The sequence below is a fragment of the Herbaspirillum frisingense GSF30 genome (assembly GCF_000300975.2).
Taxonomy (GTDB): Bacteria; Pseudomonadota; Gammaproteobacteria; order Burkholderiales; family Burkholderiaceae_D; genus Herbaspirillum; species Herbaspirillum frisingense.
In genome coordinates this window covers 39,136-63,237 of the sequence record NZ_AEEC02000006.1, presented here as the reverse complement: position 1 = coordinate 63,237, position 24,102 = coordinate 39,136, and the positions used below count along the sequence as shown (strand labels likewise).

Annotated in this window: 21 protein-coding genes; 11 read left to right on the top strand and 10 right to left on the bottom strand. The window is 63.6% G+C overall.

Going from position 1 to position 24,102, the window contains the following annotated elements; all coding sequences use genetic code 11:
* Window positions 1-224 precede the first annotated feature (224 nt).
* The 8 genes from HFRIS_RS06095 (at window position 225) to HFRIS_RS06060 (ending at window position 8,896) form a co-directional block, all read left to right on the top strand.
* On the top strand, window positions 225-2,345 hold the full coding sequence (locus HFRIS_RS06095) for a TonB-dependent siderophore receptor (RefSeq protein WP_039874658.1): 2,121 nt from the start codon (window positions 225-227) through the stop codon (window positions 2,343-2,345).
* Between the two features lie 234 nt (window positions 2,346-2,579).
* Complete coding sequence (mchS3, locus tag HFRIS_RS06090; protein WP_152486645.1) at window positions 2,580-2,969, top strand: MchS3 family protein; 390 nt, start codon at window positions 2,580-2,582, stop codon at window positions 2,967-2,969.
* 497 nt (window positions 2,970-3,466) lie between these two features.
* Window positions 3,467-4,654, top strand: a complete 1,188-nt coding sequence (locus HFRIS_RS06085) for an acyl-CoA dehydrogenase family protein (RefSeq protein WP_006462390.1) — start codon at window positions 3,467-3,469, stop codon at window positions 4,652-4,654.
* Window positions 4,655-4,787: 133 nt separating this feature from the next.
* Window positions 4,788-5,747, top strand: a complete 960-nt coding sequence (locus tag HFRIS_RS06080; protein ID WP_006462389.1) for an ABC transporter substrate-binding protein — start codon at window positions 4,788-4,790, stop codon at window positions 5,745-5,747.
* Window positions 5,748-5,750: 3 nt separating this feature from the next.
* Window positions 5,751-6,548 (top strand): ABC transporter ATP-binding protein, encoded by a 798-nt coding sequence (locus tag HFRIS_RS06075; protein WP_006462388.1) that lies wholly within the window; start codon window positions 5,751-5,753, stop codon window positions 6,546-6,548.
* On the top strand, window positions 6,545-7,363 hold the full coding sequence (locus HFRIS_RS06070; protein ID WP_006462387.1) for an ABC transporter permease: 819 nt from the start codon (window positions 6,545-6,547) through the stop codon (window positions 7,361-7,363). The genes HFRIS_RS06075 and HFRIS_RS06070 overlap by 4 nt, the downstream gene beginning before the upstream one ends.
* A gap of 115 nt (window positions 7,364-7,478) precedes the next feature.
* Entirely contained in the window at window positions 7,479-8,042 is a 564-nt protein-coding gene (locus HFRIS_RS06065; protein ID WP_006462386.1) for a nuclear transport factor 2 family protein, read from the top strand.
* Between the two features lie 41 nt (window positions 8,043-8,083).
* Window positions 8,084-8,896, top strand: a complete 813-nt coding sequence (locus HFRIS_RS06060; protein ID WP_006462385.1) for an alpha/beta fold hydrolase — start codon at window positions 8,084-8,086, stop codon at window positions 8,894-8,896.
* A 5-nt stretch (window positions 8,897-8,901) separates the two neighbouring features.
* On the opposite strand, the gene HFRIS_RS06055 is transcribed toward HFRIS_RS06060, so the two are convergent.
* The 3 genes from HFRIS_RS06055 to HFRIS_RS06045 all read right to left on the bottom strand — a co-directional run bounded on the left by HFRIS_RS06055 (window position 8,902) and on the right by HFRIS_RS06045 (window position 11,335).
* The gene (locus tag HFRIS_RS06055; RefSeq protein ID WP_006462384.1) at window positions 8,902-9,225 is read right to left on the bottom strand and encodes an antibiotic biosynthesis monooxygenase family protein; all 324 of its coding nucleotides are present in this window, start codon (window positions 9,223-9,225) and stop codon (window positions 8,902-8,904) included.
* 123 nt (window positions 9,226-9,348) lie between these two features.
* Entirely contained in the window at window positions 9,349-10,278 is a 930-nt protein-coding gene (locus tag HFRIS_RS06050; RefSeq protein ID WP_039874717.1) for an NADP-dependent oxidoreductase, read from the bottom strand.
* A gap of 130 nt (window positions 10,279-10,408) precedes the next feature.
* On the bottom strand, window positions 10,409-11,335 hold the full coding sequence (locus HFRIS_RS06045) for a LysR family transcriptional regulator (protein ID WP_039874714.1): 927 nt from the start codon (window positions 11,333-11,335) through the stop codon (window positions 10,409-10,411).
* A 194-nt stretch (window positions 11,336-11,529) separates the two neighbouring features.
* Here HFRIS_RS06045 and HFRIS_RS06040 point away from each other — a divergent pair, with 194 nt between their 5' ends.
* Window positions 11,530-12,039: a flavin reductase gene (locus HFRIS_RS06040; protein ID WP_006462381.1), complete on the top strand. Its 510-nt coding sequence runs from the start codon at window positions 11,530-11,532 to the stop codon at window positions 12,037-12,039.
* A 100-nt stretch (window positions 12,040-12,139) separates the two neighbouring features.
* Here HFRIS_RS06040 and HFRIS_RS06035 read toward each other — a convergent pair whose 3' ends face one another.
* From HFRIS_RS06035 to HFRIS_RS06010, 6 genes are all read right to left on the bottom strand, one after another.
* A complete protein-coding gene (locus tag HFRIS_RS06035) occupies window positions 12,140-12,367 on the bottom strand; it encodes a formate dehydrogenase subunit delta (RefSeq protein WP_006462380.1) in 228 nt (75 codons plus the stop codon).
* A gap of 62 nt (window positions 12,368-12,429) precedes the next feature.
* Window positions 12,430-13,281, bottom strand: a complete 852-nt coding sequence (gene fdhD, locus HFRIS_RS06030; RefSeq protein ID WP_006462379.1) for a formate dehydrogenase accessory sulfurtransferase FdhD — start codon at window positions 13,279-13,281, stop codon at window positions 12,430-12,432.
* A gap of 349 nt (window positions 13,282-13,630) precedes the next feature.
* Window positions 13,631-16,516 carry a formate dehydrogenase subunit alpha gene (gene fdhF, locus HFRIS_RS06025; RefSeq protein WP_006462378.1) on the bottom strand — a complete coding sequence of 962 codons (2,886 nt, stop codon included), beginning with the start codon at window positions 16,514-16,516 and terminating at the stop codon, window positions 13,631-13,633.
* 30 nt (window positions 16,517-16,546) lie between these two features.
* Window positions 16,547-18,109, bottom strand: coding sequence for a formate dehydrogenase beta subunit (locus HFRIS_RS06020; protein ID WP_006462377.1), 1,563 nt, complete (start codon window positions 18,107-18,109; stop codon window positions 16,547-16,549).
* Complete coding sequence (locus HFRIS_RS06015) at window positions 18,109-18,585, bottom strand: formate dehydrogenase subunit gamma (RefSeq protein ID WP_006462376.1); 477 nt, start codon at window positions 18,583-18,585, stop codon at window positions 18,109-18,111. The genes HFRIS_RS06020 and HFRIS_RS06015 overlap by 1 nt, the downstream gene beginning before the upstream one ends.
* A gap of 441 nt (window positions 18,586-19,026) precedes the next feature.
* Window positions 19,027-20,673, bottom strand: a complete 1,647-nt coding sequence (locus HFRIS_RS06010) for an OFA family MFS transporter (RefSeq protein ID WP_006462375.1) — start codon at window positions 20,671-20,673, stop codon at window positions 19,027-19,029.
* Between the two features lie 228 nt (window positions 20,674-20,901).
* Here HFRIS_RS06010 and HFRIS_RS06005 point away from each other — a divergent pair, with 228 nt between their 5' ends.
* Entirely contained in the window at window positions 20,902-21,969 is a 1,068-nt protein-coding gene (locus tag HFRIS_RS06005) for a substrate-binding domain-containing protein (RefSeq protein ID WP_006462374.1), read from the top strand.
* 106 nt (window positions 21,970-22,075) lie between these two features.
* A complete protein-coding gene (locus HFRIS_RS06000) occupies window positions 22,076-23,029 on the top strand; it encodes a LysR family transcriptional regulator (RefSeq protein ID WP_006462373.1) in 954 nt (317 codons plus the stop codon).
* A gap of 62 nt (window positions 23,030-23,091) precedes the next feature.
* Here HFRIS_RS06000 and HFRIS_RS05995 read toward each other — a convergent pair whose 3' ends face one another.
* Window positions 23,092-24,006, bottom strand: coding sequence for a LysR family transcriptional regulator (locus HFRIS_RS05995; RefSeq protein ID WP_006462372.1), 915 nt, complete (start codon window positions 24,004-24,006; stop codon window positions 23,092-23,094).
* Window positions 24,007-24,102: the final 96 nt, after the last annotated feature.

Here is a 24,102-nt window from a genome sequence, read left to right as displayed (position 1 = left end):
CATGAAGTTCGCCGCGCATTTCCTGCCAGCAAACCCGGGCTGCAAATTTGCAACGCCAGGCAGGCCCCTTCTCCGCCCTTGCAAACCCTTGCCCATGCTGCACTGCATTGCCTGCGCCCTGACAGGGTCTGCATGGCCCACTTGTGCCAGACCGGAAAAGTCTATTGCTTCGCACACAGATGAGATATCATGAATAATAATTATTCTCATTATTATCAGAAAACATGCCCTCTCTTTCACCTGGCGCCCTCGCCGTCCTGCTCGCATTCTCATCTGCTGGTGCTTACGCCCAGACTGTCGCCCCGGTCACGGCACCGAATGACGCCACCACTACCGCAACGTCTCAACTGCCCACGGTGGATGTGGTTGCCGATGGCATGAACGATACCCAGTTCAAGGCCACCCGCACCCAGGTCAACAAATCCGATACCCCACTGTCGCAGACCCCACAGTCGGTCTCCGTGGTCACCCGCGCCATGCTGGACAGCCAGCAAGCCGTATCCCTGGCCGATGCCCTGGAAAACGTCCCCGGTGTGGTGGCGCAGCAATATGGCCGACGCGGCTGGGACGATCTGATCATCCGCGGCCAGGTCGCCTCCGATTCGCTCTACCTCGATGGCTTGCGCACCACCGCCAGCTCGCGCGTGGCCGAGCAGCTGTTCGGGCTGCAGCAGGTGGAAGTGCTCAAGGGACCGGGCTCCCTGCTCTATGGCCTGGTGCTGCCGGGCGGGCTGGTCAACATGGTCAGCAAGCGCCCGCAGGGAACGGACTTCGCCAACATCGACGTCACCGCAGGCAGCCACAACTTCTACCAGACCACGGTGGATCTCAACAAATCGCTGTCGGAGAACGGCAAGCAGGCCTTCCGCATCAATGGCCTGATTTCCAATTCGGACGATGCCACCGACCACGTCTGGTTCAAGAACCGCTACATCGCGCCCTCACTGTCGCTGGACCTGGGTGCGCGCACCGACTTCACCATCCTGACCAGCTACCAGGAACGCAGCTACGTGCGCCAGCAAGGCCTGCCGCTGTCCGGTTCGATCAACCCCAACGTCAACGGCGCCCTGCCGCGCAGCCTCTTCATCGGCGAACCGGGTGCGCGCCCCTATGCCGCCAACGAGACCCGCATCGGCTATGCCCTGACGCATCGCTTCGACGATGGCTGGACGCTCAACAACAATGTGCGCTACCAGCAGTTCGAGATGAGCGGACAGGTCATCACCAACAACGCGCTCGCCAGCACCAGCCGCAACCTCACCCGCCAGGCCACCGACCAGACCTTCGAAGGCCAGACCTTCACGATGGACACCAACGTCCAGCGCAGCTTCAACACCGCGCTGGGCAAGCACGAGATCACCCTCGGCACGGACTACCTGAATTCCCGCGAAGACAACCTGTCCTACACCTGCAGCATTGCCGCCCTCAATGTGTATAACCCGGTCTATGGCGCGCGCATGACCTGCCCCACCGCGGCCACCACCAACACCTCCACCACGGTGCGTGACACCGGCCTGTATGCACGCGACAAAATCAGCTTCGGCCAGCGCTGGCAATTGCTGACCGGACTGCGCTACGACAACGCCTCCACCTATTCCACCAACCAGCGCACCGGCACCCACACCGACAACCCGTCCAGCGCCACCACCGGCTCGGCGGCGCTGATGGTCGAGGTACTGCAGGGCGTGCGCCCCTACATCAGCTATGCCACCTCGTTCTATCCCAACAGCGGCACCGATGTCAGCGGCAGCACCTTCAAGCCCGAGACCGGCAAGCAATGGGAAGCAGGCGTGAAGTTCGATCTCGACGAAGGCCGCACCAGCCTCAACGTCGCCGTATTCGACCTGCGCCGTCGCAACGTGCTCGTGAGCGATCCGGTCAATACCGGCTTCAACATCGCGGTGGGCGAACAACGTTCGCAAGGCGGCGAGATCAGCATCACCTCCGACCTGCGCAACGGCCTGAGCCTGAATGCCGGTTATTCCTACACCGCCGCCATCGTCACCGACGACGGCGGACAACGCAGCACCACCGTTGGCCAGTGGCTGGACAACGTCCCGCGTCACAACTTCACCGCCAGCGCCCGCTACCGCCTCAAGGGCGAACTCAGTGGTTGGGAATTGAATGGCGGCGTGCATGGCCAGAGCATGATGCGCACCAACGGCTACACCCTCCCCGGCTACGTCCTCACCGATGCCGGCGTGGCCTACAACGCCGAACGCTGGCGCGCCGCGCTGAACGTGAAGAACATCTTCAACACCCACTACTATGCCGGTGGCCTGGCACGGGCGGTGGCACTGGGGGATGATCGGACTGTGATGCTGACGCTGGGGTATCGGTACTAAGACCGTTATTCATTTCCGCGCATTGAAGACGGCCGCTTGATAAGAGCGGCCGTTTTTCGTTCTGCATATTGTTCGAAGAAACTGTACTTTTTTAACGTGATGCCTGGGGTAGATCGATTGATGCGCAAGGTCGCGTCATCATGCGCACTCACCCACCCCAGACAATCAAGGAAAAGAAGACCAATGAGACCGCACCTGCTTCTGTCATTGTCCCTATCGTTTGTCAGCATCGCCATGACGGCTCCGGCATGGCCCACTACTGCGCTGGAAGACGATATCCATGCTTTGAAACAGACCTCGGTCTTCGCCCTCGGTCAGGTCGGCTTCATCGGCCACATCAGCGAAAGCGAACGACGTTATCGCCGCATCCTGCAAAACCCCACCGCGCTGGAAGATTTCCGGCGCATGCTCGATGACGACAGCGCCACCGACGAAGCCAGGCTCTACGCCGCCTGCGGCATCCGTGCACTGGCTGCGAACGAATTCGATACCCTCACCAGGACCTTGCGTCTTTCCGGCAGGTCAGTGTCCATATTGCGTACCGACATCCTCAAGCGCGAGCCGCTGCAATATCAGTTGCGCATGATTGGGGAATCCGGCTGCAACGATGCCTACTGGCGATGAGCGTGGGAAGGAAAATCGAAGAAGAGCAAGCAGGAAGTCATTCCACCCGCATTCTCAGCGGAAGGAAAAATGGGAAGCATCAAGAAAGAGGAACAGGAAAGAAAACAGGCGAACTCCTCGCGAAGTCCGCCTGAAAAGAAGGCCAGAAGGAGCCTATGACGAAACTGAACGACGTTCATTTCAATCTCGGCATTGATGGTAGTCAGCCTCTCCCACCCAACGCAAATCCGCACCACGGATTAGCTCCATAAATAACGTAAATGATTTGCCCGGCACGTCGCCAGCGCTCTCGCGTTTGGTGCATGACCAGCGGAAACTCCTTGACCACAGCTGCTTTGCGCCAGATTGCCGTGCACCGGCCAGGGGCGCCGTGCGCGATTACGGAGCGCTCTACTCATTATTACTAATATTCATTGGGACAATTCCTAAATAGAATTTGACCCTGCTTTGACCGAGGATGACACTCAGCTACCTTCTTTCAACCAAAGTGGTGTGCCATGAATTCGATTACGCTCGATGTTTATCCCGTCCAGAAGAAAGTCGTCACCGCCGCGCCCCCGCATGCGGACTCCCCCGAAATGGATGTCCTCATCGAGGAAGTGACCGCCCGTCGGGATGAATTCGACCAGCTCGGCCACGTGCCGCGCGACATCGTCGCGACGATGAAGAAGGCCGGCATCTTCCGTAGCGGCACGCCGCGCAAGTTCGGCGGTGAAGCGCTGGCGCCGGCGGCCTTCCTGGCCATGGTCGAGCGTATCTCCAAGGCCGATGGCTCGGCCGGCTGGGTCGCCGCCTTCGGGTCGGCCAACACCTATCTGGCCGCCCTGCCGATTGAAACACAACGCAAGATCTACGCCGATGGCCCCGACCAGGTCTATGCCGGCGGCCTCTATCCCCTGCAGGAAGCCAAGGCCGTCCCCGGCGGCTGGGAAATCACCGGACGCTGGCACTTCGCCAGCGGCTGCAAGGGCGCCGACTGGATCGGCGTAGGCATCAAGGACAACACCGGTGCCGATGATGGCACGCAAAAACCGGCGCTCATGGCCGTCATGCCGGCACAGGAGGTGGAGATCATCGACAACTGGAACGTGGTCGGCATGCAAGGCACCGGCAGCCACGACACCCGCCTCAAGGACAAGTTCGTCGCCCATGAGTGGACCTGCGCACGCGGTGCCGCCGGCCTGATCGATGAACCCCTGTATCGCTACCCGGCGCTGGCCTATCAGGCCGAGGTGCATGCCGCCGTCAACATCGGACTGGCCCGCGCCGCGCTGGACATCGTCACCGACATGGCCGGCGGCGCCAAGATCATGCCCGGCGCACTGCGACTGGCCGACCGCGCCTACTACAAGATCAAGCTGGGCCTGTCCGAAGCCAAGTGGCGCAGCGCCCGCATGTTCTTCTACGACGCCTGCGAACAGGCCTGGGAACAGATCGTGGCCGGCAATCCCGTCACCGAAGAGATCGACATGATGCTCAAGCTCTCGGCCACCTACGCCGCCCGGGTCTCAATGGAAGTGGTCAACGACGCCTACCAGGCCGCCGGCATGGCGGCCATCCAGCGCACCCACCGCATGCAACGCATCGTGCGCGATGCGATGGTGGTCACCCAGCACGCCGCGCTCTCGGAACTAAACTACGAAAGCGCTGGCGCGCTTTTTGCAAAGCTGGGGATCAAGCGCTAAGGCGCATTCCCTTCCCAAGTCTTGCCTGCGCCTCGGCCGCAGCCGCAAGCATCCGTGACGTTTTTGCCTTTGTTACTGCTGTGCCTGCCAACTCCACTGGCGTTTCACCAACCTTACAAAGAGGACCAAGCTCGTGACCCACTCCACCGTCTCGCCACAACGCCGCAAGCTTCTGCTCGGCGCCGCTTCGATGCTCGCCGCAGGTGCCGCCCCTGCCCTGCCAGCCCTGGCACAGGGAGCCCCCGTCACCATCGGCGTCGGTGCCGATCCGGTGTTCACAGCCTTCTTCGTGGCGGCCAACGAAAAGCTCTTCGCCAAGCACGGCGCCCCCAATGTCACGGTGCAGTCCTATACCGATGGCGGCGAGGCGCTCAATGCGCTGGTGGCCAACCAGGTCAACCTGGGCTGTGCCGGCGAACCCACGCACATCGTGCGCCTGTCGCGCGCCGAGCTGCGTCCGCTGGCCGTGACCTACCAGTCCAAGACCTACCTCAAGCTGGTGGCCCGCAAGGAAATCACCTCGGCCGACAAGATCAGGAAGTTCGGCATCGTCGCCGGCTCGGTCTCGGAATACGTCACCGGCCTGACCATCAAGCAACTCAAGCTCGACGCCAGCAAGATCGAGATGGTGCGCTCCGGCCCGCCGGAGCTGCCGGCCCTGCTGGCGCGCGGCGACATCGACGCCTACTTCGTCTGGGAGCCGTGGCCTACGCTGGGCGTACAACAGGGCGGCCATGTGCTCATGACCTGTGGCGACGTCGGCTATACCAGCACGCTGTGGCTCTCGGCCACCGCCGGCTGGCTGGCCGCCAACAAGGAAGTGGCCGGCAATATCCTCAAGGCCCTGGCCGAAGCGGCCGAGATCACCCGCAAGGACCCGCCACGCGCGGCGCAATCGGTACAGGCCGTCACCCGCATCCCGGTGCCGCAGACACTGAACTCGCTCAAGGACATGGAACCGGTGGTGCGCGATTTCACCGATACCGATCTCAAGACCGCCAACGCCATCGGCGACTTCCTGCTCTCCAAGCAGGCCATCAAGGCGCCGGTGGACATGAGCAAGGTACTGCAGCGCGGCTTCTACAAGGGGTAAGTCATGGCACATGGATCCTCTGTTTCCATCAAGCGGGTGGGCCTGACCATCGGCAACAATGAAATCATGGCCGGCATCGACCTCGATATCCGCGCCGGTGAATTCGTCTGTCTGCTGGGTCCGTCGGGCTGCGGCAAGTCCACCCTGCTCAATGCGATTGCCGGCTTCCAGGACGTGGCCGGCGAGATCAGTATCGACGGCAAACGCGTCAAGGGACCGGGGCTGGATCGCGGCGTGGTGTTCCAGTCCTCGGAGGCACTGTTTCCCTGGCTGAGCGTGCGTGAGAACGTTGAATACGGCCTCAAGCTGCGCGGCGTGCCGGCGGCGGAACGACGGTCGGCTGCCGAGCGCTATGTCTCGCTGGTGGGCCTGAAGCATGCCATCGACAAGTTTCCCGCCGAACTGTCGGGGGGCATGCGCCAGCGTGCCCAGATCGCCCGGGTACTGGTCAACGAGCCTTCGGTGGTGCTGATGGATGAACCCTTCGGCGCCCTCGATGCGCAGACCCGCGAAGTGCTGCAAAGCGAACTGGACCGCATCTGGAAGAGTACCGGTTGCACCATCGTCTTCGTCACCCACGACATCTGGGAAGCCATCCTCCTGGCCGACCGTGTGGTGACCATGACCGCCGGTCCCCGCGCCCATATCAAGACCATCGAAACCATCGACCTGCCGCATCCGCGCGATCCGGCCGACCCGGCCTGCATGGCACTGTACGCCCGCATCCGCGACGATATCGGCGCCGAAGTGAACCGCGTACTGCGCGCCCAGGGATTGATCGAAGAGGAATTAGTGAAATGACGCAGCTCTCGCAGACAGCCACCCCGACGGCACAAGAGTCGGCCATGCCATCCAACCTGGGGCGTCGTATGAAAGCAGCCCGTCCTTTCCTGATTTCGGTGATCGCCATCGTCGGTGGTCTGGTCCTGTGGCAACTGGTCTCGATGACCACTTCGCCACTGTTCCTGCCCTCGGTCTCGATGACCTGGGCCGCCGCGCTGGAACTGATCAGCGACGGCACCCTGCAACAGTCGGTGCTGGCTTCGTCCGGCCGCATCCTGGCCGGCTGGGGCGCAGGCGTGGTGATCGGGGTGCCGCTGGGCATCTTCATGGGACGCTTCGAAACGGTACGCCAGTTGCTCGATCCCTATATCGAGTTCTTCCGTTTCATCCCGCCGATCGCCTTCGTCACCCTGGCCGTGATCTGGCTTGGCCCGGGCGAGTTGTCGAAAATCGCACTGATCTTCTACACCACCGTCTTCATCGTCACTCTGAACACGATTGCCGGGGTCCAGGCGGTGAACCCGCTGCGCCTGCGCGCCGCGGCCTCGCTCGGTGCCGGACAGTGGAAGATCCTGACCACCGTGATCCTGCCCTCGACCGTACCCTTCATGGTCACCGGCGCCCGCATCGCCATGGGCAATTCCTTCCTGACCGTGGTCTCGGCGGAAATCGTCTCGGCCCGCGAAGGCCTGGGCGCGCTGATCTGGACAGCACGCAACTTCAGCCGTACCGAATGGGTGTTCGTGGGCATCATCGCCCTGGGCCTGCTGGGCTACCTGTTCGACCGCGTCCTGCGCGTGGCCACCCGCAAGCTGCTGGCGCGCTACCTGTAAGGCGCAAGCCGCCTGCCAGTTCCGCCGACGATGCAGCGCTGCGCTCATCGTCGGCAACCACCGTACGTGTATGCGTGTACGGTGGCTTTTCAATAACAACCAGAGACCTCCCACCATGACCGATATCAGCCAGGAAATCCTGCAACTCAAACGCCGTCTCGACGTGCTCGAAGCCGAAGCCGACATCCGTCGCATCCAGGCACGCTACATGTTCCTGTGCGACACCCCCTGCCCCGAACCGGTGGCCGACGACGCCGAGCGCATCGAGAAGATCCTCGAACTCTACGCCGAAGATGCCATCTGGGAAGGCGTGGGCGCCTACTACGAAGGCCAGTTCGGCCAGGCCGTCGGCAAGGACGCCATCCGCAAGCACTTCCAGGCCTTCTGGGGCCAGAAGAAAGACCCCGAACTGCTCTTGAACGTGCATTACCTCACCTCGGAACAGATCCACGTCAACGCCGAATGCACCCATGCCGATGGCCAGTGGGTTCATTGCCAGCCCTGGATTTTCGGCGACGGTTCCTCGCTGCTGCGCTCCAGCCGGCTCAACAACCTGTTCAAGAAGGTCGATGGCGTCTGGAAGATCGCCCGCACCCGTACCGAGAATGTGTTCGTGGCGCCGCTGACCACCGGCTGGGCCAACAACGTGCCAAGCTATTCGGTGCTGATGAAGGAATAATCTTTTATATCGTTTAGTTCATTTCCTGAAAGACGCGCCTGATGCAGTCCACCACCTCTCCCATTCGCCGCCAGTTCATCGACACCAGCGCCGGCCCGCTTCACGTTGCCAGCGCGGGGGCCGGCTTTCCGGTGCTGTTGCTGCACCAGACTCCGCGTTCCTGGGATGAATTCAGGGAGGTGCTGCCGCTGCTGGGGCAAGGCTTTCATGCCATCGCCATCGATACCATCGGCTTCGGCGACTCCTGCAAGCTGCCGCTGGAACAGCACAGCATTGAACGCTGGGCGCAACTGGCGCTGGAAGTGATGGATGGAATGGGATTGCAGAAGGCCGCCGTCGTGGGCCACCACACCGGCGCCGTCACCGCCATGGAAATGGCGGTCGCGGCGCCGCAGCGGGTGGCGGCGCTGGTGCTGTCCTCCTGCCCTTTCAACGATGCAGCGCGCCGCACCACGCATGCGGGCAAGCGCACCATCGACGACGTGGAAGTCCGCGCCGACGGCAGCCACCTGCAAGAACTGTGGCAGCGCCGACAGCCCTTCTATCGCGAGGGCGATACCGAGCTGCTCACGCGTTTCATCGGCGACGCCATCAAGGCCGGCGCCATGGCCTCGCACGGTCACATCGTGGTGCGCAACTACCGCATGGAAGAGCGCATCGGCCAGGTGCGCGCACCCACGCTGGTGCTGCGCGCCGGTCGCGATCCGCATGCCGCGCCCTATGCTGACCACATCGCCGCTGCCATCCATGGCAGCCGCCTGCAGACGCTGGAAGAAGGCATGGTCCCGATGCCGGACCAGATTCCCGCCCGCTTTGCGCAGGCGGTGATGGAATTCCTGCAGCAGCATTGCTGATCAGCTTAATCCCGCACAAAACCGTAGTCGCGCTCGACCTTGCAGATGCGGGTGCGATAGGCCTGGTACCACTGCTCCCGTCCCAGGCGCTGGGCCATCAGGTGATCGAGATCGCGTTTCCAGGCGGCGATAGCCTCCAGGCTCTGCCAGTAGGAGACCGTGATGCCGACCTCTTCCCGCGCCGACTCCACACCCAGGAAGCCCGGCTGGCGCGATGCCGCCTCGACCATGGTCTCGGCCATGCGGCCATAGCCATGGTCGCCCGGTGTACGCAAGGAAGTGAAGATGACGGCGTAATAGGGAACATCGCCGGTGAGTGCGATCGACATGAGTCTCTCCTGAAGGGGGGATGGATCAACGGCGGGGAACGGGAACGTCAACCGCCGGACCGCGCCATTGTGCCTGCATTGCGGCGATGCTGCCGACCGGCCCAGGGAGAAGCCCGAGCAGGGTCAGTTGATCTCCAGCACCAGCCGCCCGCGCGTCACCGCGCCCTCTTCCAGCATCTGGTGCGCCCGGGCGATCTCCGCCATGGGCAGGACCGCACTGATGGCCGGACGCCATACGCCTTGCGCGGCCAGGTCCACCACCTGCTGCAGGACCTGCTGGTCTTCCTCGATCAGGGAGCGGGTGACGGTCACGCCGAACTCGCTGCCTCTGTCGCGGATGGGTGCCGCCACCAGCCACACCAGATGACCGCCACGCCGCAGCAGCGGGTAGGACCGATCATGGGTGGCGCCGCCGACCAGATCGATCACCACATCCTGTTCACGCACGGCAGAAAAGTCGTCACGGTCATAGGCGATCACCTGCCTGGCACCCAGGCCCGCCACGTAATCGACATTGCTGCTGCGACAGGTCGCCGTCACATCGGCGCCCAGATGGGCCGCCAACTGCACCATCAAGCTACCCACCGCGCCGGAACCGGCGTGGATCAGCACCCGCATGCCGGGCTGGATGCGTGCCGTGCGCAGCAGCGGAATCCAGGCACTCGCCCCCGGCTGCAGCAAGGCCGCACCTTCCTGCATCGACAGGCTAGCCGGCTTGCGCACCACCTGCTGCTGCGGCAGCACGGCACACTCCAGGGTGGTGCCACGCCCCAGCATGCCGGGCATGACGCAGACCTCGTCACCCACCTGCAAGCCCTGCACATCGGCACCGATGGCCGTGATCACCCCGGCCCCATCCCGACCGGGAACCTTGGGCAGACTCAGCGGCAGCAGATGCTGCAGCAGGCCGGCACGCAGCTTGGTATCGACCGGCGCCACGCCGGCCGCATGCATGGCCACCTGCACCTGGTCAGGCGCCAGGGGAAGTTCATCGAGATCGCTCGGTTCGAGCACGGACGGCGGTCCGTAACGGTGATAGGCAATGGCGCGCACGGGCTGGCAGGGGCAGAAAAATGAACAGCCTGCAGTGTCGTTGCAGGCAGGCTGCATGGTCAAATCCGCGCCGCTGATGCCATGTATTTGCGACAGTCATCCGCAGCCATGGGCAGGGCTCAGCGAAGCATCACGGCGCGATCTCTTCGCGCCCGAACATTTCGATCAACAGGCTGCGCAGCCACTGGATACCCGAGTCGGCCGAGAAACGGGTGTGGGTATAGAGACTCACCGGAATGCGCGGCATCTCCAGCGGCAGGTCCAGCAGCACGAAGGCGCCGTCCAGATTGTGGCGCTCGGCGATGCTGCGTGGCAGGAACAGTGCCAGGTCGGTATGGCGCACGATCTCCGGTGCCACCGTGAAATGCGGCATGCGCAGCGCGAAGTCGCGCTTCACACCGGCATTGCGCAACACATCCTCGGCCAGCTGGTGGCCGGTGGTATTGGTGTTGGTGTAGACGTAGCGCAGCTGCAGCAGGTTTTCCATGGTCAGGGCCTGCCCCACCATCGGATGCTCCTTGCGCAGCATGCAGATGTAGTCGTCATTGAGCACCAGCTGGCTCTGGCAATCCTCCGGCAAGCCCGGCAGGTAGCCGAAGGCCAGGTCGATGTCGCCATTGCGCATGGCCGCGCCCAGGTTTTCCATGGCCATCTGCTGCACCTCGATGGAGACATGCGGTGCCGCATGGGCCAGCTCTTCCATGAGCAGCGGCAGCACGTGGCTACAGGACATGTCCGACATCACCAGATGAAAGCTGCGCGTGGCTGTGGCCGGATCAAAACTGGAATGGGTATGCAGGGCTTCGTGGATGATGCCCAGGGCGCGGGCAATCGGCTCGTGCAGGCGGATGGCCGTCTCGGTGGGCACCATGGAAGTGGTGCTGCGCACGAACAAGGGATCGTCGAACATCTCGCGCAGGCGGCGCAGCGCATGGCTCACTGCCGGTTGCGTCAGGTGCAGGCGCTCGGCGGCGGCGGTGAGGCTGCGCAACTCCCAGATGACGATGAAGGTCTTGAGCAGGTTCAGGTCCACCGCCCCGATATTCATTTGCTTCATGCGCGACATTCCAGACAATCATTTGACCCTTGATTTGCTCAGGGTCTATTGTTCATCCCAGGACGCAGGCTTTGCCAAGCGATGCGTTCTCCCTCTCACCTGCTGATCGACATCCGCCCGACCCTTGCCGCAGATTGCGCAAAGGATAACGAAGCCTTGTGCCGGATGTCATCTCTTTTTTGGATGGACATACCATGAAGAAAGACTTTCGCGATGCCATGGCGCGCCTGTCGGCGGCCGTCAACATCATCACCACCGACGGCCCCGCCGGACGCGCGGCGATGACCGTGAGCGCGGTCAGCTCGGTCTCGGACGATCCGGCGACCGTGCTGGTGTGCATCAACGTCAAGAGTGCCGCGCACGCGACCCTGGTGGGCAACGGTCGCCTGTGCATCAACATCCTGACCGCGCACCAGGAAGAACTGGCGCGCATGATCGCCGGCATGACCGGCGTGGCGCCCGAAGAACGGATGCGCCAGGTGCAGTGGATCACCGGCGACTACGGCCAGCCGGTCCTGCCCGATGCCCTGGCGGTGCTGGAGGGGGATATCGTGTTGCAGCAGCAGGCCGGTACCCACAGCGTGCTGTTCGTGGAGGTGCGACACATCCGCCTGGCCTCGACCGCAGAAGATGGCCTGGCCTATTTCGGGCGCAGGTTCCACCGGATTGCAGCGGAGGTGGCGGAAGCAGCGCTGGCGGCGTGAACGGGAAATGAAAACGCCGTCCGACGCAGGGGCGGACGGCGCTTATCGGAGCACTGGCACCGATGCCATGCAGACATCGGCACCATGGCATCAACGGGAATCAGGCAGCCAACTGCTGCAGATGCCGATTCACCGCCTCCAGCACGATGGCATTCACGCCCTCTCCCTGCGTCTTGTCGATATGTTCCAGGAAAGCCTTGCGCATGCGCGGTTCCCAGAAGCGCTTGAGATGGGTGGCGAGGTCGGCCATGGCCTGGTCGCGGTCCGGCATGGTGGAAAAGAAGCTGCCAATCTGGTTGGCCATCTTGACCAGGTGTTCGGTATTCATGAGTCTCCTCCTGCAATATTGTTCAATCGGTTCACGCGGGCAAGCGGCCCGGCGCGGATGGTTCAACGCAGACGATGCGGGCGCGCATACACCACGTGGCCCTGCTTGCGCACAAAGCCCAGCAGCGTGACATCGGTTTCCTCGGCCAGGCGGATGGCCAGGGCGGTCGGGGCCGAGACGGCGGCGATGAAGCCGATGCCGACCGTGGCCGCCTTCTGCACCATCTCGTAGCTGGCGCGGCTGGTGATGATGGCCGCACCCTGCGAGAAATCCGTCTTCTCTTCGGCCAGCGCGCCGATCAACTTGTCCAGCGCATTGTGGCGACCGACATCCTCCCGCACCAGCACGATACGACCCGCTGCATCCATCCACGCCGCCGCATGGGTGGCACCGGTGGCTTGCTGCAGTTGCTGGCCGACCTGCATCTGCTCGAAGGCGGCATGCACCTGCGCCACCGTAAAGCCGGCGCCACCCTGTACCGCCTGCGGATGGCGCACCGCCTGCTCCAGCGTCTCGGCGCCGCACAGACCGCAACCGGTACGGCCGGTCAGGTTGCGACGCTTTTCCTTCAACGCCACGAAGCGCTCCGTGGCGATGCGCATCTGTACCTGCACGCCTTCACAACCGGGGACGATGTCGCATTCGTACAATTCGCCCGGGCTGGCAAGGATGCCTTCGGTGAGCGAAAAACCCAATGCGAAATCTTCGAGGTCAGCGGGCGTGGCCATCATCACCGCGTGCGAAATGCCGTTGTACTCCAGCGCGATGGGGACCTCTTCGGCCACCACGTCCTCCACCGTCTCGCGCTGCCCATCCCGCCAGCGATCCACCTGGACGCGGGCAAAGGTGGCGTACTCGCCGGTGGTTTCATCGATACTGGGGCTACTGGGGTTGCTGCTGTTGCGTGTGTTCATGCTGTCCTGCGCGGTTTGGATTAGGGCCTGTTCACACTCAATCTGTGAGTGCGAGAGGTCGTCAAGCGTTGACTGCCTAGGCGCAGCGACGCGCCGTAGTGGTGCTACGGCAAGGAGCTGCAACAACGGCAGGCGACGCTTGCCGGCCTCTCCCGGAGGGTTGCGCCCAGAAGGCGCGCTGGCGGCGTTGCACGGCAAGGCTGGTGGCACCACCACCAGCCTTGCCGCACGCCTTGCCACCACGACTTCTGGGCGCAACGCATCTCGCAGATTGAGTGTGAACAGGCCCTAGGCTCGTCTGCACATCTGAAACCATCATGGCAGCGCGAGCCCGCCATCGCTGCGCTGCTTACTTGGTCACCAGTGGTTCGGCCTGCGGGGCAGCCTGCCTGTCTCCCTTGAGCAAATCCAGCTGCTCGCGGTTGAAGCGCTCGTAGTGCTGCTGCCACTCCGATGGCTGCGATACCGGCAAGACCTGCACCGCCGTCACCTTGTACTCGGGGCAGTTGGTGGCCCAGTCGGAGTTGTCGGTGGTGATCACATTGGCGCCGGACTCCGGGAAGTGGAAGGTGGTATAGACCACACCCGGCTGCACGTTCTCGGTCACCGTGGCGCGCAACACCGTCTGGCCGGCCCGCGACTCCACGCCGACCCAGTCGCCCTCGCGGATGCCGCGATCCTCGGCATCGTGCGGATGGATTTCCAGCCGGTCTTCGCTATGCCATTGCGAGTTCTCGGTGCGGCGCGTCTGCGCGCCGACGTTGTACTGCGACAGGATACGGCCGGTGGTCAGGATCAGCGGATAACGCTGGGTCACCTTCTCGTCGGTGGCGAAGTATTGCGTGTTGATGAACTTGCCCTTGCCACGGATGAAGCTGCCGACGTGCATGATGGGCGTGCCTTCCGGTGCCGCTTCGTTGCAGGGCCACTGGATGCTGCCCAGTTTTTCCAGCTTGTCGTAGCTCACGCCATGGAAGCTGGGGGTCAGGGCGGCGATCTCGTCCATGATTTCAGAGGGGTGATTGTACGGCATCGGGTAACCCAGCGCTTCGGCCAGGGCCACCGTGACTTCCCAGTCGGACTTGCCGGCCTTGGCCGGCATCACCTTGCGCACGCGCGAGATGCGGCGTTCGGCGTTGGTGAAGGTGCCATCCTTTTCCAGGAAGGAGGAACCGGGCAGGAACACGTGCGCGTACTTGGCCGTTTCGTTCAGGAACAGGTCCTGCACCACGATGCATTCCATCGCCTGCAGGGCCGCGGCCACGTGCTGGGTGTTGGGGTCGGACTGGACGATGTCCTCGCCTTCGCAGTACAGGCCCTTGAAGCTGCCATCCAGCGCCGCATCGAACATGTTGGGAATGCGCAGGCCCGGTTCCGGGTTCAGCGTCACGCCCCAGGCCTGTTCGAACTGGCTGCGCACGGTGGAGTCCGAGATATGCCGATAGCCCGGCAGCTCATGCGGGAAGGAGCCCATGTCGCAGGAACCCTGGACATTGTTCTGGCCACGCAGCGGGTTCACGCCCACGCCTTCGCGGCCGACGTTGCCGGTACACATGGCCAGGTTGGCGATGCCCATGACCGTGGTCGAACCCTGTGCATGCTCGGTCACGCCCAGGCCGTAGTAGATCGCCGCATTGCCGCCGGTGGCGTACAGCCGGGCCGCGCCACGCAGGGTCTCGGCCGGCACGCCGGTGATGGCGGCCATGGCTTCGGGGGAATTGTCCTCGCGCAGCACGAACTCCTTCCAGTCCTTGTAAGACTGGAGGTCGCAGCGTTCCTGGATGTAGGTCTCGTCCTGCAGGCCCTCGGACAGGATCACGTGGGCCAGCGCGGTGATGATGGCGGTGTTGGTGCCGGGCCGCAGCTTCAAGTGGTAGTCGGCCTGCACGTGCGGCGACTTGACCATCTCGGTGGTACGCGGGTCGATCACGATCAGCTTGGCGCCCTGGCGCACGCGACGCTTGATCTGCGAGGCAAACACCGGGTGGCCGGAGGCCGGGTTGGCGCCCATGATGAGGATGACATCGGACTTCATCACCGATTCGAAGGTCTGGGTGCCGGCCGATTCTCCCAGGGTCTGCTTCAAGCCATAGCCGGTGGGCGAGTGGCACACGCGGGCGCAGGTGTCGACGTTGTTGTTGCCGAAGGCGGCGCGCACCAGCTTCTGGACCAGGTAGGTTTCTTCGTTGGTGCAGCGCGAGGAAGTGATGCCGCCGATGGAATCCTTGCCATGCTTGGCCTGGATGCGGCGGAATTCGCTGGCCGCATAGGACAGCGCCTCTTCCCACGAGACTTCACGCCAGGGATCGTTGATGCTCTTGCGGATCATGGGGTTGAGGATGCGGTCCTTGTGGGTCGCATAGCCCCAGGCGAAGCGGCCCTTGACGCAGGAGTGGCCCTGGTTGGCCTTACCGTCCTTGTACGGCACCATGCGCACCACTTCGTTGCCCTTCATCTCGGCCTTGAAGGAGCAACCCACGCCGCAATAGGCGCAGGTGGTGACGGCGCTGTGCTCGGCTTGGCCCAGCATGATGACGGTCTTCTCGGTCAGGGTCGCGGTCGGGCAGGCTTCCACGCAGGCGCCGCAGGAGACGCATTCGGATTCCATGAAGCTTTCCATCTGCCCGGCCGAGACGCGCGATTCGAAGCCGCGACCGTTGATGGTCAGGGCAAAGGTACCCTGGGTTTCTTCGCAGGCCCGTACGCAACGGTTGCAGACGATGCACTTGGAGGCGTCATAGGTGAAGTAGGGATTGGATTCATCCTTCTTCAGCTTGAGATGGTTCTCACCCTCGTAGCCGTAGCGCACTTCGCGCAGGCCGACCACGCCGGCCATGTCCTGCAGTTCGCAGTTGCCGTTGGTGGGACAGGTCAGGCAATCAAGCGGGTGGTCGGAGATATAGAGCTCCATCACGCCACGGCGGATCTCGGCCAGCTTGGGGGTCTGGGTCTGTACCTTCATGCCTGGTTCGCAGGGCGTGGTGCAGGAGGCCGGATAGCCCTTCATCTTGCGGCCATCCTTTTCGATTTCCACCAGGCACAGGCGGCAGGAACCGAAGGGTTCCAGGCTGTCGGTGGCACACAGCTTGGGTACGTTGATGCCGGCCTCCACCGAAGCGCGCATCACCGAGGTGCCGGCCGGGACCGTCACGGCCACGCCGTCGATCTCCAGCGTGACCATGTTTTCCGAGACACGCGCCGGCGTGCCGTAATCCGTTTCATTGAGCTGGTTCATGTTGCAACTCCTCTGCATTCGGTGATGGGATCAGGCTGCCTGTTCGCTGGGCGCGCCGAAGTCTTCCGGGAAATGGTTCAGCGCCGACAGCACCGGGAACGGCGTCATGCCGCCCATGGCACACAGCGAGCCATTGACCATGGTGTCGCACAGGCTCTTCAACAGATGGATCTGTTGTGGCCGCTCATCGTTGGCGATGATCTTGTCGATCACCTCCACGCCCCGGGTCGAGCCGATGCGGCAAGGCGTGCACTTGCCGCAGGACTCCACGGCACAGAACTGCATGGCGTAACGGGCCTGGCGGGCCATGTCGACCGTATCGTCGAAGGCCACCAGGCCGCCGTGACCGATCATGGCGCCGATGGCGGCAAAGGCTTCATAGTCGAGCGGGGTATCGAACTGCGACTGCGGCAGGTAGGCGCCCAGCGGGCCGCCCATCTGCACTGCGCGGATAGCCCGACCGCTGGCGCTGCCGCCACCGAAGTCTTCGAGCAACTGGCGCAGGGTGAGACCGAAGGCCTTTTCCACCAGTCCGCCCTGGCGGATGTTGCCGGCCAGCTGGAATGGCAAAGTGCCATGCGAACGACCCACGCCAAAGTTCTTGTAGAAGTCCGCGCCACGCGCCAGGATCACCGGCACCGAGGCCAGCGAAATCAGGTTGTTGATCACCGTCGGCTTGCCGAACAAGCCTTCGATGGCCGGCAGCGGCGGCTTGGCGCGCACCACGCCTCGCTTGCCTTCCAGGCTTTCGAGCATGGCGGTCTCTTCGCCGCAGATGTAGGCGCCCGCTCCCTTGCGCACTTCCAGGTGGAAGGACTTGCCCGAGCCCAGGATGTTCTCGCCCAGATAACCACGCGCCGTGGCGATGGCGATGGCCTCGTTCAGCGTGGCAATCGAATGCGGATATTCGGAGCGCACATAGACATAGCCCTCGCTCGCGCCCACGGCCAGGGCGGCGATGGTCATGCCCTCGATCAGGGTGAAGGGGTCGTCTTCCATGATCATGCGATCCGAGAAGGTGCCGGAATCGCCCTCGTCGGCATTGCAGACCACGTACTTCTGCGCGGCAGGTGCGCGCAGCACGGTCTGCCACTTGATGCCGGTGGGGAAAGCCGCACCACCGCGGCCGCGCAGGCCGGAGGCGATCATTTCCTCGACGATGGCCTCGGGGGTCTTGGTCAGCGCATTCTTGAGGCCGACATAACCTTCATGGGCCAGGTAATCGTCCAGGGAGAGCGGATCGATGATGCCGACGCGGGCGAAGGTCAGGCGCTCCTGGTTCTTCAGGAAGGGGATGTCCTCGGTCAGACCGAGATGCAGCGCATGAGTGCCGCCCGCCAGCAGGCCGGCATCGAACAGGCCCGCCACATCCTCCGGCGCGACCGGTCCATAGGCCACGCGGCCGGCGGCGGTGGCCACCTCTACCAGCGGCTCCAGCCAGAACATGCCGCGCGAGCCATTGCGCACCAGCTTGATGGACTGGCCGCGCCTGTCGGCCTCGGCGGCGATGGCAGTGGCCACCTCATTGGCGCCCAGGGCCAGCGCGGTGGAGTCGCGGGGAACGTAGATGGTGACGATATCGTTGGCGCTCATCATGCCTCCCGCTTGGCCTGGATCAGGCGCTTGAACTTGTCGGCATCGACGCGGGCGTGCAGCTCGTCATTGATGGTCAGGTTGGGGCCGATGGCGCACTGGCCCAGGCAATACACCGGTTCCAGGGTGAACTTGCCGTCGGCGCTGGTCTCATGGAAGCCGCAGCCCAGCACGTTCTGCGCATGTTCGGCCAGGGCCTCGCTGCCGCGTGCCTGGCAGGCCTCGGCACGGCAGACCTGCACCACGTGCTGGCCGGCCGGCTCCTGGCGGAAGAAGTGATAGAACGAGATCACCCCGTGTACTTCGGCGCGCGAGACATTGAGCTCGCCGGCGATCATGGGCACCGCATCGGCAGGGATGTACCCCACCTTTTCCTGGATGCCGTGCAGGATGGGGAGCATGGCACCGGCCATGTCCTTGCGATCGGCGATGATGCTGCGCACCGCCGCCACGTCGAAAACTTGTTGCTGCTTCATTGTTGCCTCCTGTGTTGCCTTGATGCGGACCTCGTCCTTCTCCCGGAGGATCTTCTATGGACCGCGCAAATGACGAATGAAAGGGGTGGGACCGCGCCTACGGAGGGGCGGCCTGCTGGAAACAGATCAGGCGAAGGGAAGCGGCATGCAGCAGCGCAGCGCAGGCCCGGGGATGGGCGCGCACGATCGTGCTTGGTGGAACAGCTGGTCTCCGTTGTTGCATGTTCGCCCTGCCTTCGGGGTTGGTGTGAACACTGAGGATGCGGGCCTGCCCTCTACCGGGTGGACGGACTGCGCTCCTGATTTTTTGATAGTCGCTGACACAAGCTGCCGCTGCTCACGTTGCAGGGCAGCTTGTGTCAGCGGCTTTCGCCGCTGGGGTCTCTCGTGCAGGCCGGGTGGAGCCGGCCTGCAGTCGAGTTTGAAACAGGGACTACGCGATCAGCGGAACAGCACGGCCGACTTCTGCAACACCAGGGTGATACCCCAGACCAGCGGAATGCCGACGGCCGCCCAGGCCAGACCGATCACCACCGGGTTGCCGCCGGAACCGATCTGCGACATGTCGCCGGAACCAGCGGTGGCAGCTGCATCGGCAGCCGACTTTTCGTGGGCCAGCTGCTTTTCGCGGGCCAGTTCTTCCGGGGTCATGAAGTGCTTGGCAGCGACCGGGCGGATCAGCAGGTTGCAGATCAGACCCAGCACCAGCATGCCGGCCAGGATGTACATGGTGGTGTTGTAGACCTGGCTCTTGGGCATGCCCAGGGAGAGCTGGTATTCACGCATGTAGTTCACCACCACCGGGCCCAGGATGCCGGCGGTCGCCCACGCGGTCAGCAGACGGCCGTGGATGGCGCCCACCATCTGGGTGCCGAACAGGTCGGCCAGGTAAGCCGGCACGGTCGCGAAACCGCCGCCGTACATCGACAGGATGATGCAGACCGCACCCACGAACAGCGGGATGTTGCCGGCCTTGGCCGACCACGGCAGGCTCACGTACAGCACGAAGCCCAGCACGAAGAAGATGGCGTAGGTCATCTTGCGGCCGAAGAAGTCCGAGCACGAAGCCCAGGCGAAACGACCACCGATGTTGAACAGCGAGATCAGACCGGTGAAGCCGGCGGCCAGCGCCGCGATGGCGGTCTTCTGATCGACCGACAGGTCATTGAAGCCGATGTCCACGCCCAGCAGCTTGCCGCCGAACACTTCCTGCAGCATCGGCGAGGCGATGCCGATGACGCCGATACCGGCCGACACGTTCAGGCAGAGCACCAGCCACACCAGCCAGAACTGGGGAATGCCCCAGACCTTGGAGACGTGCACGTGGTTCTGGGTGATCATCGTGGCCGAGGACTTGGCCACCGGCGGGGTCCAGCCGGCCGGCTTCCAGCCCGAAGGCGGCACGCGGTAGCCGAAGGCGCCAGCCATCATGAAGACGAAGTAGATCACGGCCATGACCACGAAGGTTTCCCACACGCCCACGGAAGTGGGGGTGGCGAACTTCTTCATCAGGGCATCGGCCAGCGGGGTGCCGACCAGCGCACCACCACCGAAGCCCATGATGGCCATGCCGGTGGCCATGCCGCGACGGTCAGGGAACCACTTGATCAGCGTGGACACGGGCGAGATATAGCCCAGGCCCAGACCAACGCCGCCGATCACGCCCGAGCCCAGCCACATCAGCCAGATCTGGTGCGTCTTCACGCCCAGGGCCGAGATCAGCAGGCCGCCGCACCAGCAGATGGCAGCGACCACGCCGGCCTTGCGGGGACCGGCGTGTTCCAGCCAGCCACCCCACAGCGCGGCGGAGATGCCCAGCAGGACGAAGAACATGGTGTACATCCAGCCCAGCATGGAGATCTTCCAGTCACAGGAGGACGAGAAGACCTGGGCGAAGAAGCCGACATCGGCGCCGCAGGCGATGGGCGCGGTCACGCCCAGGGCCTTGGACAGCGGCAGCCAGAACACGGAAAAACCGTAGGCCATGCCGATGCAAAGGTGGATTGCGAGTGCTGCTGGCGGTACCAGCCAGCGATTGAAGCCAGGCTTGGCGACTGTATGTTCCTTGTTCAGGAAATCGAAAGCCATTATTCCTCCGAATATTTTTGAGTGTGTGTGGTGGGTAAATCGAAGGAAGGACTGCATCGCAAAGCCGGTAGGGCCGGATCGTGAAACCGACCCATCTTTGCGGCGCTATCCTTCTCTTTTAATTTATTTATATATGTACAACGCCGCATATATTTTTTATCATTTATGCGGAGTGACGCGAAATTATCACCGATAAACTGTCGTTTCAATATGCTTTATTTTGCCTAAATGTTCAAAGTCCACATCAAACCGCACTGGGAAATCGCCTATGACAATGAGGTGGCTCTGGACACGGCCAACCTGCTGCAACTGCTCACGGCGATCCAGCAAAGCGGCTCCATTGCGCGTGCCGCGCAATTGACGCGCTATTCCTACCGGCACGCCTGGGGACTATTGCGCGATGCGGAAAGGATGTTTGGCAACGCACTGATAGAAAGCGGCCGTGGCCGTGGCACCACACTCACCGATTTCGCCAGCAAGCTGTTATGGGCCGACCGGCTGGTGACGGCGCGCCTGTCGCCGACCCTGGACAGCCTGGCCTCGGAGCTGGAAGTGGAACTGGGCAAGACGGTCGAAGGCCAGTCCGAGAAGGTGCGGCTCAATGCCAGCCACGGCTTTGCGGTCGCAGCGCTGCTGGGCAAGATCAACGAGGCTCGCCTGCCGGTGGAAGTACGCTACCGCCACAGCACCGATGCCGTGGCCGCGCTGTCGCGCCAGGAGTGCGACCTGGCCGGTTTTCACGTTCCGCTGGGCGAATTCGAGAAACCGGCCATCGCCACCTATGCCAAGTGGCTCAACAAGCGCAGCGATTGCCTAATCCACCTGGCCATCCGCAACCAGGGCCTGTTCGTCGAACCGGACAACCCCAAGGGCCTGCGCGGACTGCCGGACCTCGTTCGCAGCGACCTGCGCTTCGTCAACCGCGAAGCCGGCTCCGGCACGCGCATGCTGCTGGAGCTGATGCTGGCTGGCGCCGGCATCGCCCACAAGAAGATCAACGGCTTCGAAAATACCGAGTTCACCCACTCGGCGGTAGCCGCCTTCATCGCCAGCGGCATGGCCGATGTCGGCTTCGGCGTGCAGACAGCGGCCCACCGCTTCGGCCTGGGCTTCATCCCGCTGGTACGCGAACGCTACTTCTTCGCCCTGCCCGCGGCCTCCCTGCAAGACCCGCTGATCCGCGCCGTGATCGACATCCTGCAATCGGATGGTTTCCGCAAGGTGGTCAACAACCTGGCCGGCTACGACGCCAGCGACATGGGCAAGATACAGACCATCAAGGAAGCCTTCGGCTGAGCGCGCTCCGCAGACGCTTGTAGCCCTGCAGCGATCAGGCTACACTCCCGCCCCTGGCCCGTTGCCGTCCTGGCGGCGGGCCATTCTCTTTTGGCCCGATCGCGTCATGAATTCCGCTGCTCTCACCTCTTCACCTGCCCTGCTGGCGCTGGCCACCATGGATCAACGTCTGCTGCGCCTGCTCGACGCCATCCTCGATGAAGTCCACCTGGCACGCGCCGCCGCCCGCGTGGGCTTGCCCTTGCCGGCTGCCGCCAATGCGCTGGAACGCTGCCGTCAGTTGCTGCGCGATCCCCTGCTGGAAGATGGCGGCCAGCAGATGCGCCTGAGCAGCCTCGCGCAAACCCTGCGCGAGCCGCTGCGCCTGGCACTGGGCGGCGATGGCGCCGCGTCCCCGGCGCACGAGCAGGACCTGGCTACGCTGGCGCGCCGGGTGCGCATCCTCATGCCCGACTATCCCGCCCAGGTGGTGGCACAGCCGCTGTATCAGGAAGTGAGCGCCAGAGCGCCCCTGCTGGATCTGGAATTCCAGACCTGGCAAGGCGACGCCGATGCCGCCGCCCGCCTGGAGCGCGGCGAGACCGACCTGGTCCTGGGCGCGGCCACGCCGACCAACACCCTGCGCGGCCGCGAAGTACTGCAGGAACGCTGCGTGGTGGTGATGCGGCGCGACCACCCGGCGGCGCAACAGCTGACCATGGCGCGCTGGCTGGAGTATCCCCATCTGCAGATCGCCTGCCATGACACGCTCAATCGCCGCATCGACGAACAGCTCGCCACCCAGGGCCTGCGCCGCCGCATCGGCATGGTGATCCCCAACTTCCTGATGGCGCCGGCCCTGCTGCAGGGCTCGGAGTTGATCGCGGTAATGCCCATGTATTGCGTGCCGGCCGCCACCGCTGCCCATCCGGTGGTGCTGGCCTGCCTGCGCCCGCCCCTGCCACTGGAGGCGCCGCCGCTGCGCCTGCTGCATCATCCCCGCCACGCCGACGACCGCGCCGTGGCCCACGTGGCGCAAGGCCTGGAGCGCATCGTGCGGCAACGCTTTGATGTGCGCTGAACATCAGGCAGTCAGCCCGAGGCCTGCCGGCCGGGTCGCCGGATCGCAGGACCGCCGCACCATCACACCGTCATCGCCGGCGCCGTGACATCCAGGTGCTTTTGCAGGAAGCGCACGCACTCGCGCACCTTGGCTGAATTCTTCAGCTGCACGGGATAGACCGCGCACAGGTCGGCCTCCTGGAAATACTGCGGCAACACCCGCACCAGCCGCCCGCGCTTGAGGCTATCGGCCACGTCCCAGATCGACCGCAGGATGATGCCGTGACCGTCCACCGCCCACTGGTGGATGATCTCGCCATGGTTGGATGCCAGTCCCCCCGAGACCTTGACCGTCTCCTGCCCCTTGGGCCCCATCATGCGCCAGATGCCGAAGGACTGGTTGCGCTCGCGGATCACCAGGCACTGGTGCTGGCGCAGCGCCGCTAGGTCGGCCGGCGCGCCCTGCTTCTTCAGATAGGCCGGACTGGCGCACAGCACCCGCTGGCTGGGCAGGATGCGCTTGGAAAACAGATGCGGTTCATGCCCCGCCCCCACGCGGATATCCAGATCGATGCCTTCATTGACCAGGTCGATCTGCCGGTCCACCAGCTCCAGCTGGATCTTCAGTTCCGGATGCTCGCTGGCAAAGCGCGACAGCAGGGGCGAGACCACCTTGCGCCCCAGCCCGAAGCTGGTACTGATCTTGAGCAGTCCACGTGGCACCCGTTTGGCGCTGCTGACGGTTTCCATCATCTGCTCGACGTCATCCAGAATCCTGCGCGCCCATTCATGGACATTGCCGCCATCCTCGGTCATGACCACGCTGCGCGTGGTGCGATGGAACAAGCGTACGCCCAGCGCCTGCTCCAGCAGCGCAATGCGCTTGCTGATGTAGGCCGGCGAAGCGCCGACCTCGCGCGCCGATTCGGCGAAGTTGCTGTGGCGCGCCACCACACAGAACAGACGCAGGTCTTCCAGCAGGGGAGAATTGTTCACGATCTGTAGCCATTGAAATCCACGATCTGTGGATTATAGTCCGGTCACGACCCACCCGAACAAGCGCCACATTCAGAGCGACCCAGCCGATACGGC

Excerpts from the sequence above, each read along its gene's own strand:
- HFRIS_RS06095 (WP_039874658.1), top strand. The coding sequence starts at position 225 with ATGCCCTCTCTTTCACCTGGCGCCCTCGCCGTCCTGCTCGCATTCTCA.
- mchS3 (WP_152486645.1), top strand. The coding sequence starts at position 2,580 with ATGACGGCTCCGGCATGGCCCACTACTGCGCTGGAAGACGATATCCAT.
- HFRIS_RS06085 (WP_006462390.1), top strand. The coding sequence starts at position 3,467 with ATGAATTCGATTACGCTCGATGTTTATCCCGTCCAGAAGAAAGTCGTC.
- HFRIS_RS06075 (WP_006462388.1), top strand. The coding sequence starts at position 5,751 with ATGGCACATGGATCCTCTGTTTCCATCAAGCGGGTGGGCCTGACCATC.
- HFRIS_RS06070 (WP_006462387.1), top strand. The coding sequence starts at position 6,545 with ATGACGCAGCTCTCGCAGACAGCCACCCCGACGGCACAAGAGTCGGCC.
- HFRIS_RS06065 (WP_006462386.1), top strand. The coding sequence starts at position 7,479 with ATGACCGATATCAGCCAGGAAATCCTGCAACTCAAACGCCGTCTCGAC.
- HFRIS_RS06060 (WP_006462385.1), top strand. The coding sequence starts at position 8,084 with ATGCAGTCCACCACCTCTCCCATTCGCCGCCAGTTCATCGACACCAGC.
- HFRIS_RS06055 (WP_006462384.1), bottom strand. The coding sequence starts at position 9,225 with ATGTCGATCGCACTCACCGGCGATGTTCCCTATTACGCCGTCATCTTC.
- HFRIS_RS06045 (WP_039874714.1), bottom strand. The coding sequence starts at position 11,335 with ATGAAGCAAATGAATATCGGGGCGGTGGACCTGAACCTGCTCAAGACC.
- HFRIS_RS06040 (WP_006462381.1), top strand. The coding sequence starts at position 11,530 with ATGAAGAAAGACTTTCGCGATGCCATGGCGCGCCTGTCGGCGGCCGTC.
- HFRIS_RS06035 (WP_006462380.1), bottom strand. The coding sequence starts at position 12,367 with ATGAATACCGAACACCTGGTCAAGATGGCCAACCAGATTGGCAGCTTC.
- fdhD (WP_006462379.1), bottom strand. The coding sequence starts at position 13,281 with ATGAACACACGCAACAGCAGCAACCCCAGTAGCCCCAGTATCGATGAA.
- fdhF (WP_006462378.1), bottom strand. The coding sequence starts at position 16,516 with ATGAACCAGCTCAATGAAACGGATTACGGCACGCCGGCGCGTGTCTCG.
- HFRIS_RS06020 (WP_006462377.1), bottom strand. The coding sequence starts at position 18,109 with ATGAGCGCCAACGATATCGTCACCATCTACGTTCCCCGCGACTCCACC.
- HFRIS_RS06015 (WP_006462376.1), bottom strand. The coding sequence starts at position 18,585 with ATGAAGCAGCAACAAGTTTTCGACGTGGCGGCGGTGCGCAGCATCATC.
- HFRIS_RS06010 (WP_006462375.1), bottom strand. The coding sequence starts at position 20,673 with ATGGCTTTCGATTTCCTGAACAAGGAACATACAGTCGCCAAGCCTGGC.
- HFRIS_RS06005 (WP_006462374.1), top strand. The coding sequence starts at position 20,902 with ATGTTCAAAGTCCACATCAAACCGCACTGGGAAATCGCCTATGACAAT.
- HFRIS_RS06000 (WP_006462373.1), top strand. The coding sequence starts at position 22,076 with ATGAATTCCGCTGCTCTCACCTCTTCACCTGCCCTGCTGGCGCTGGCC.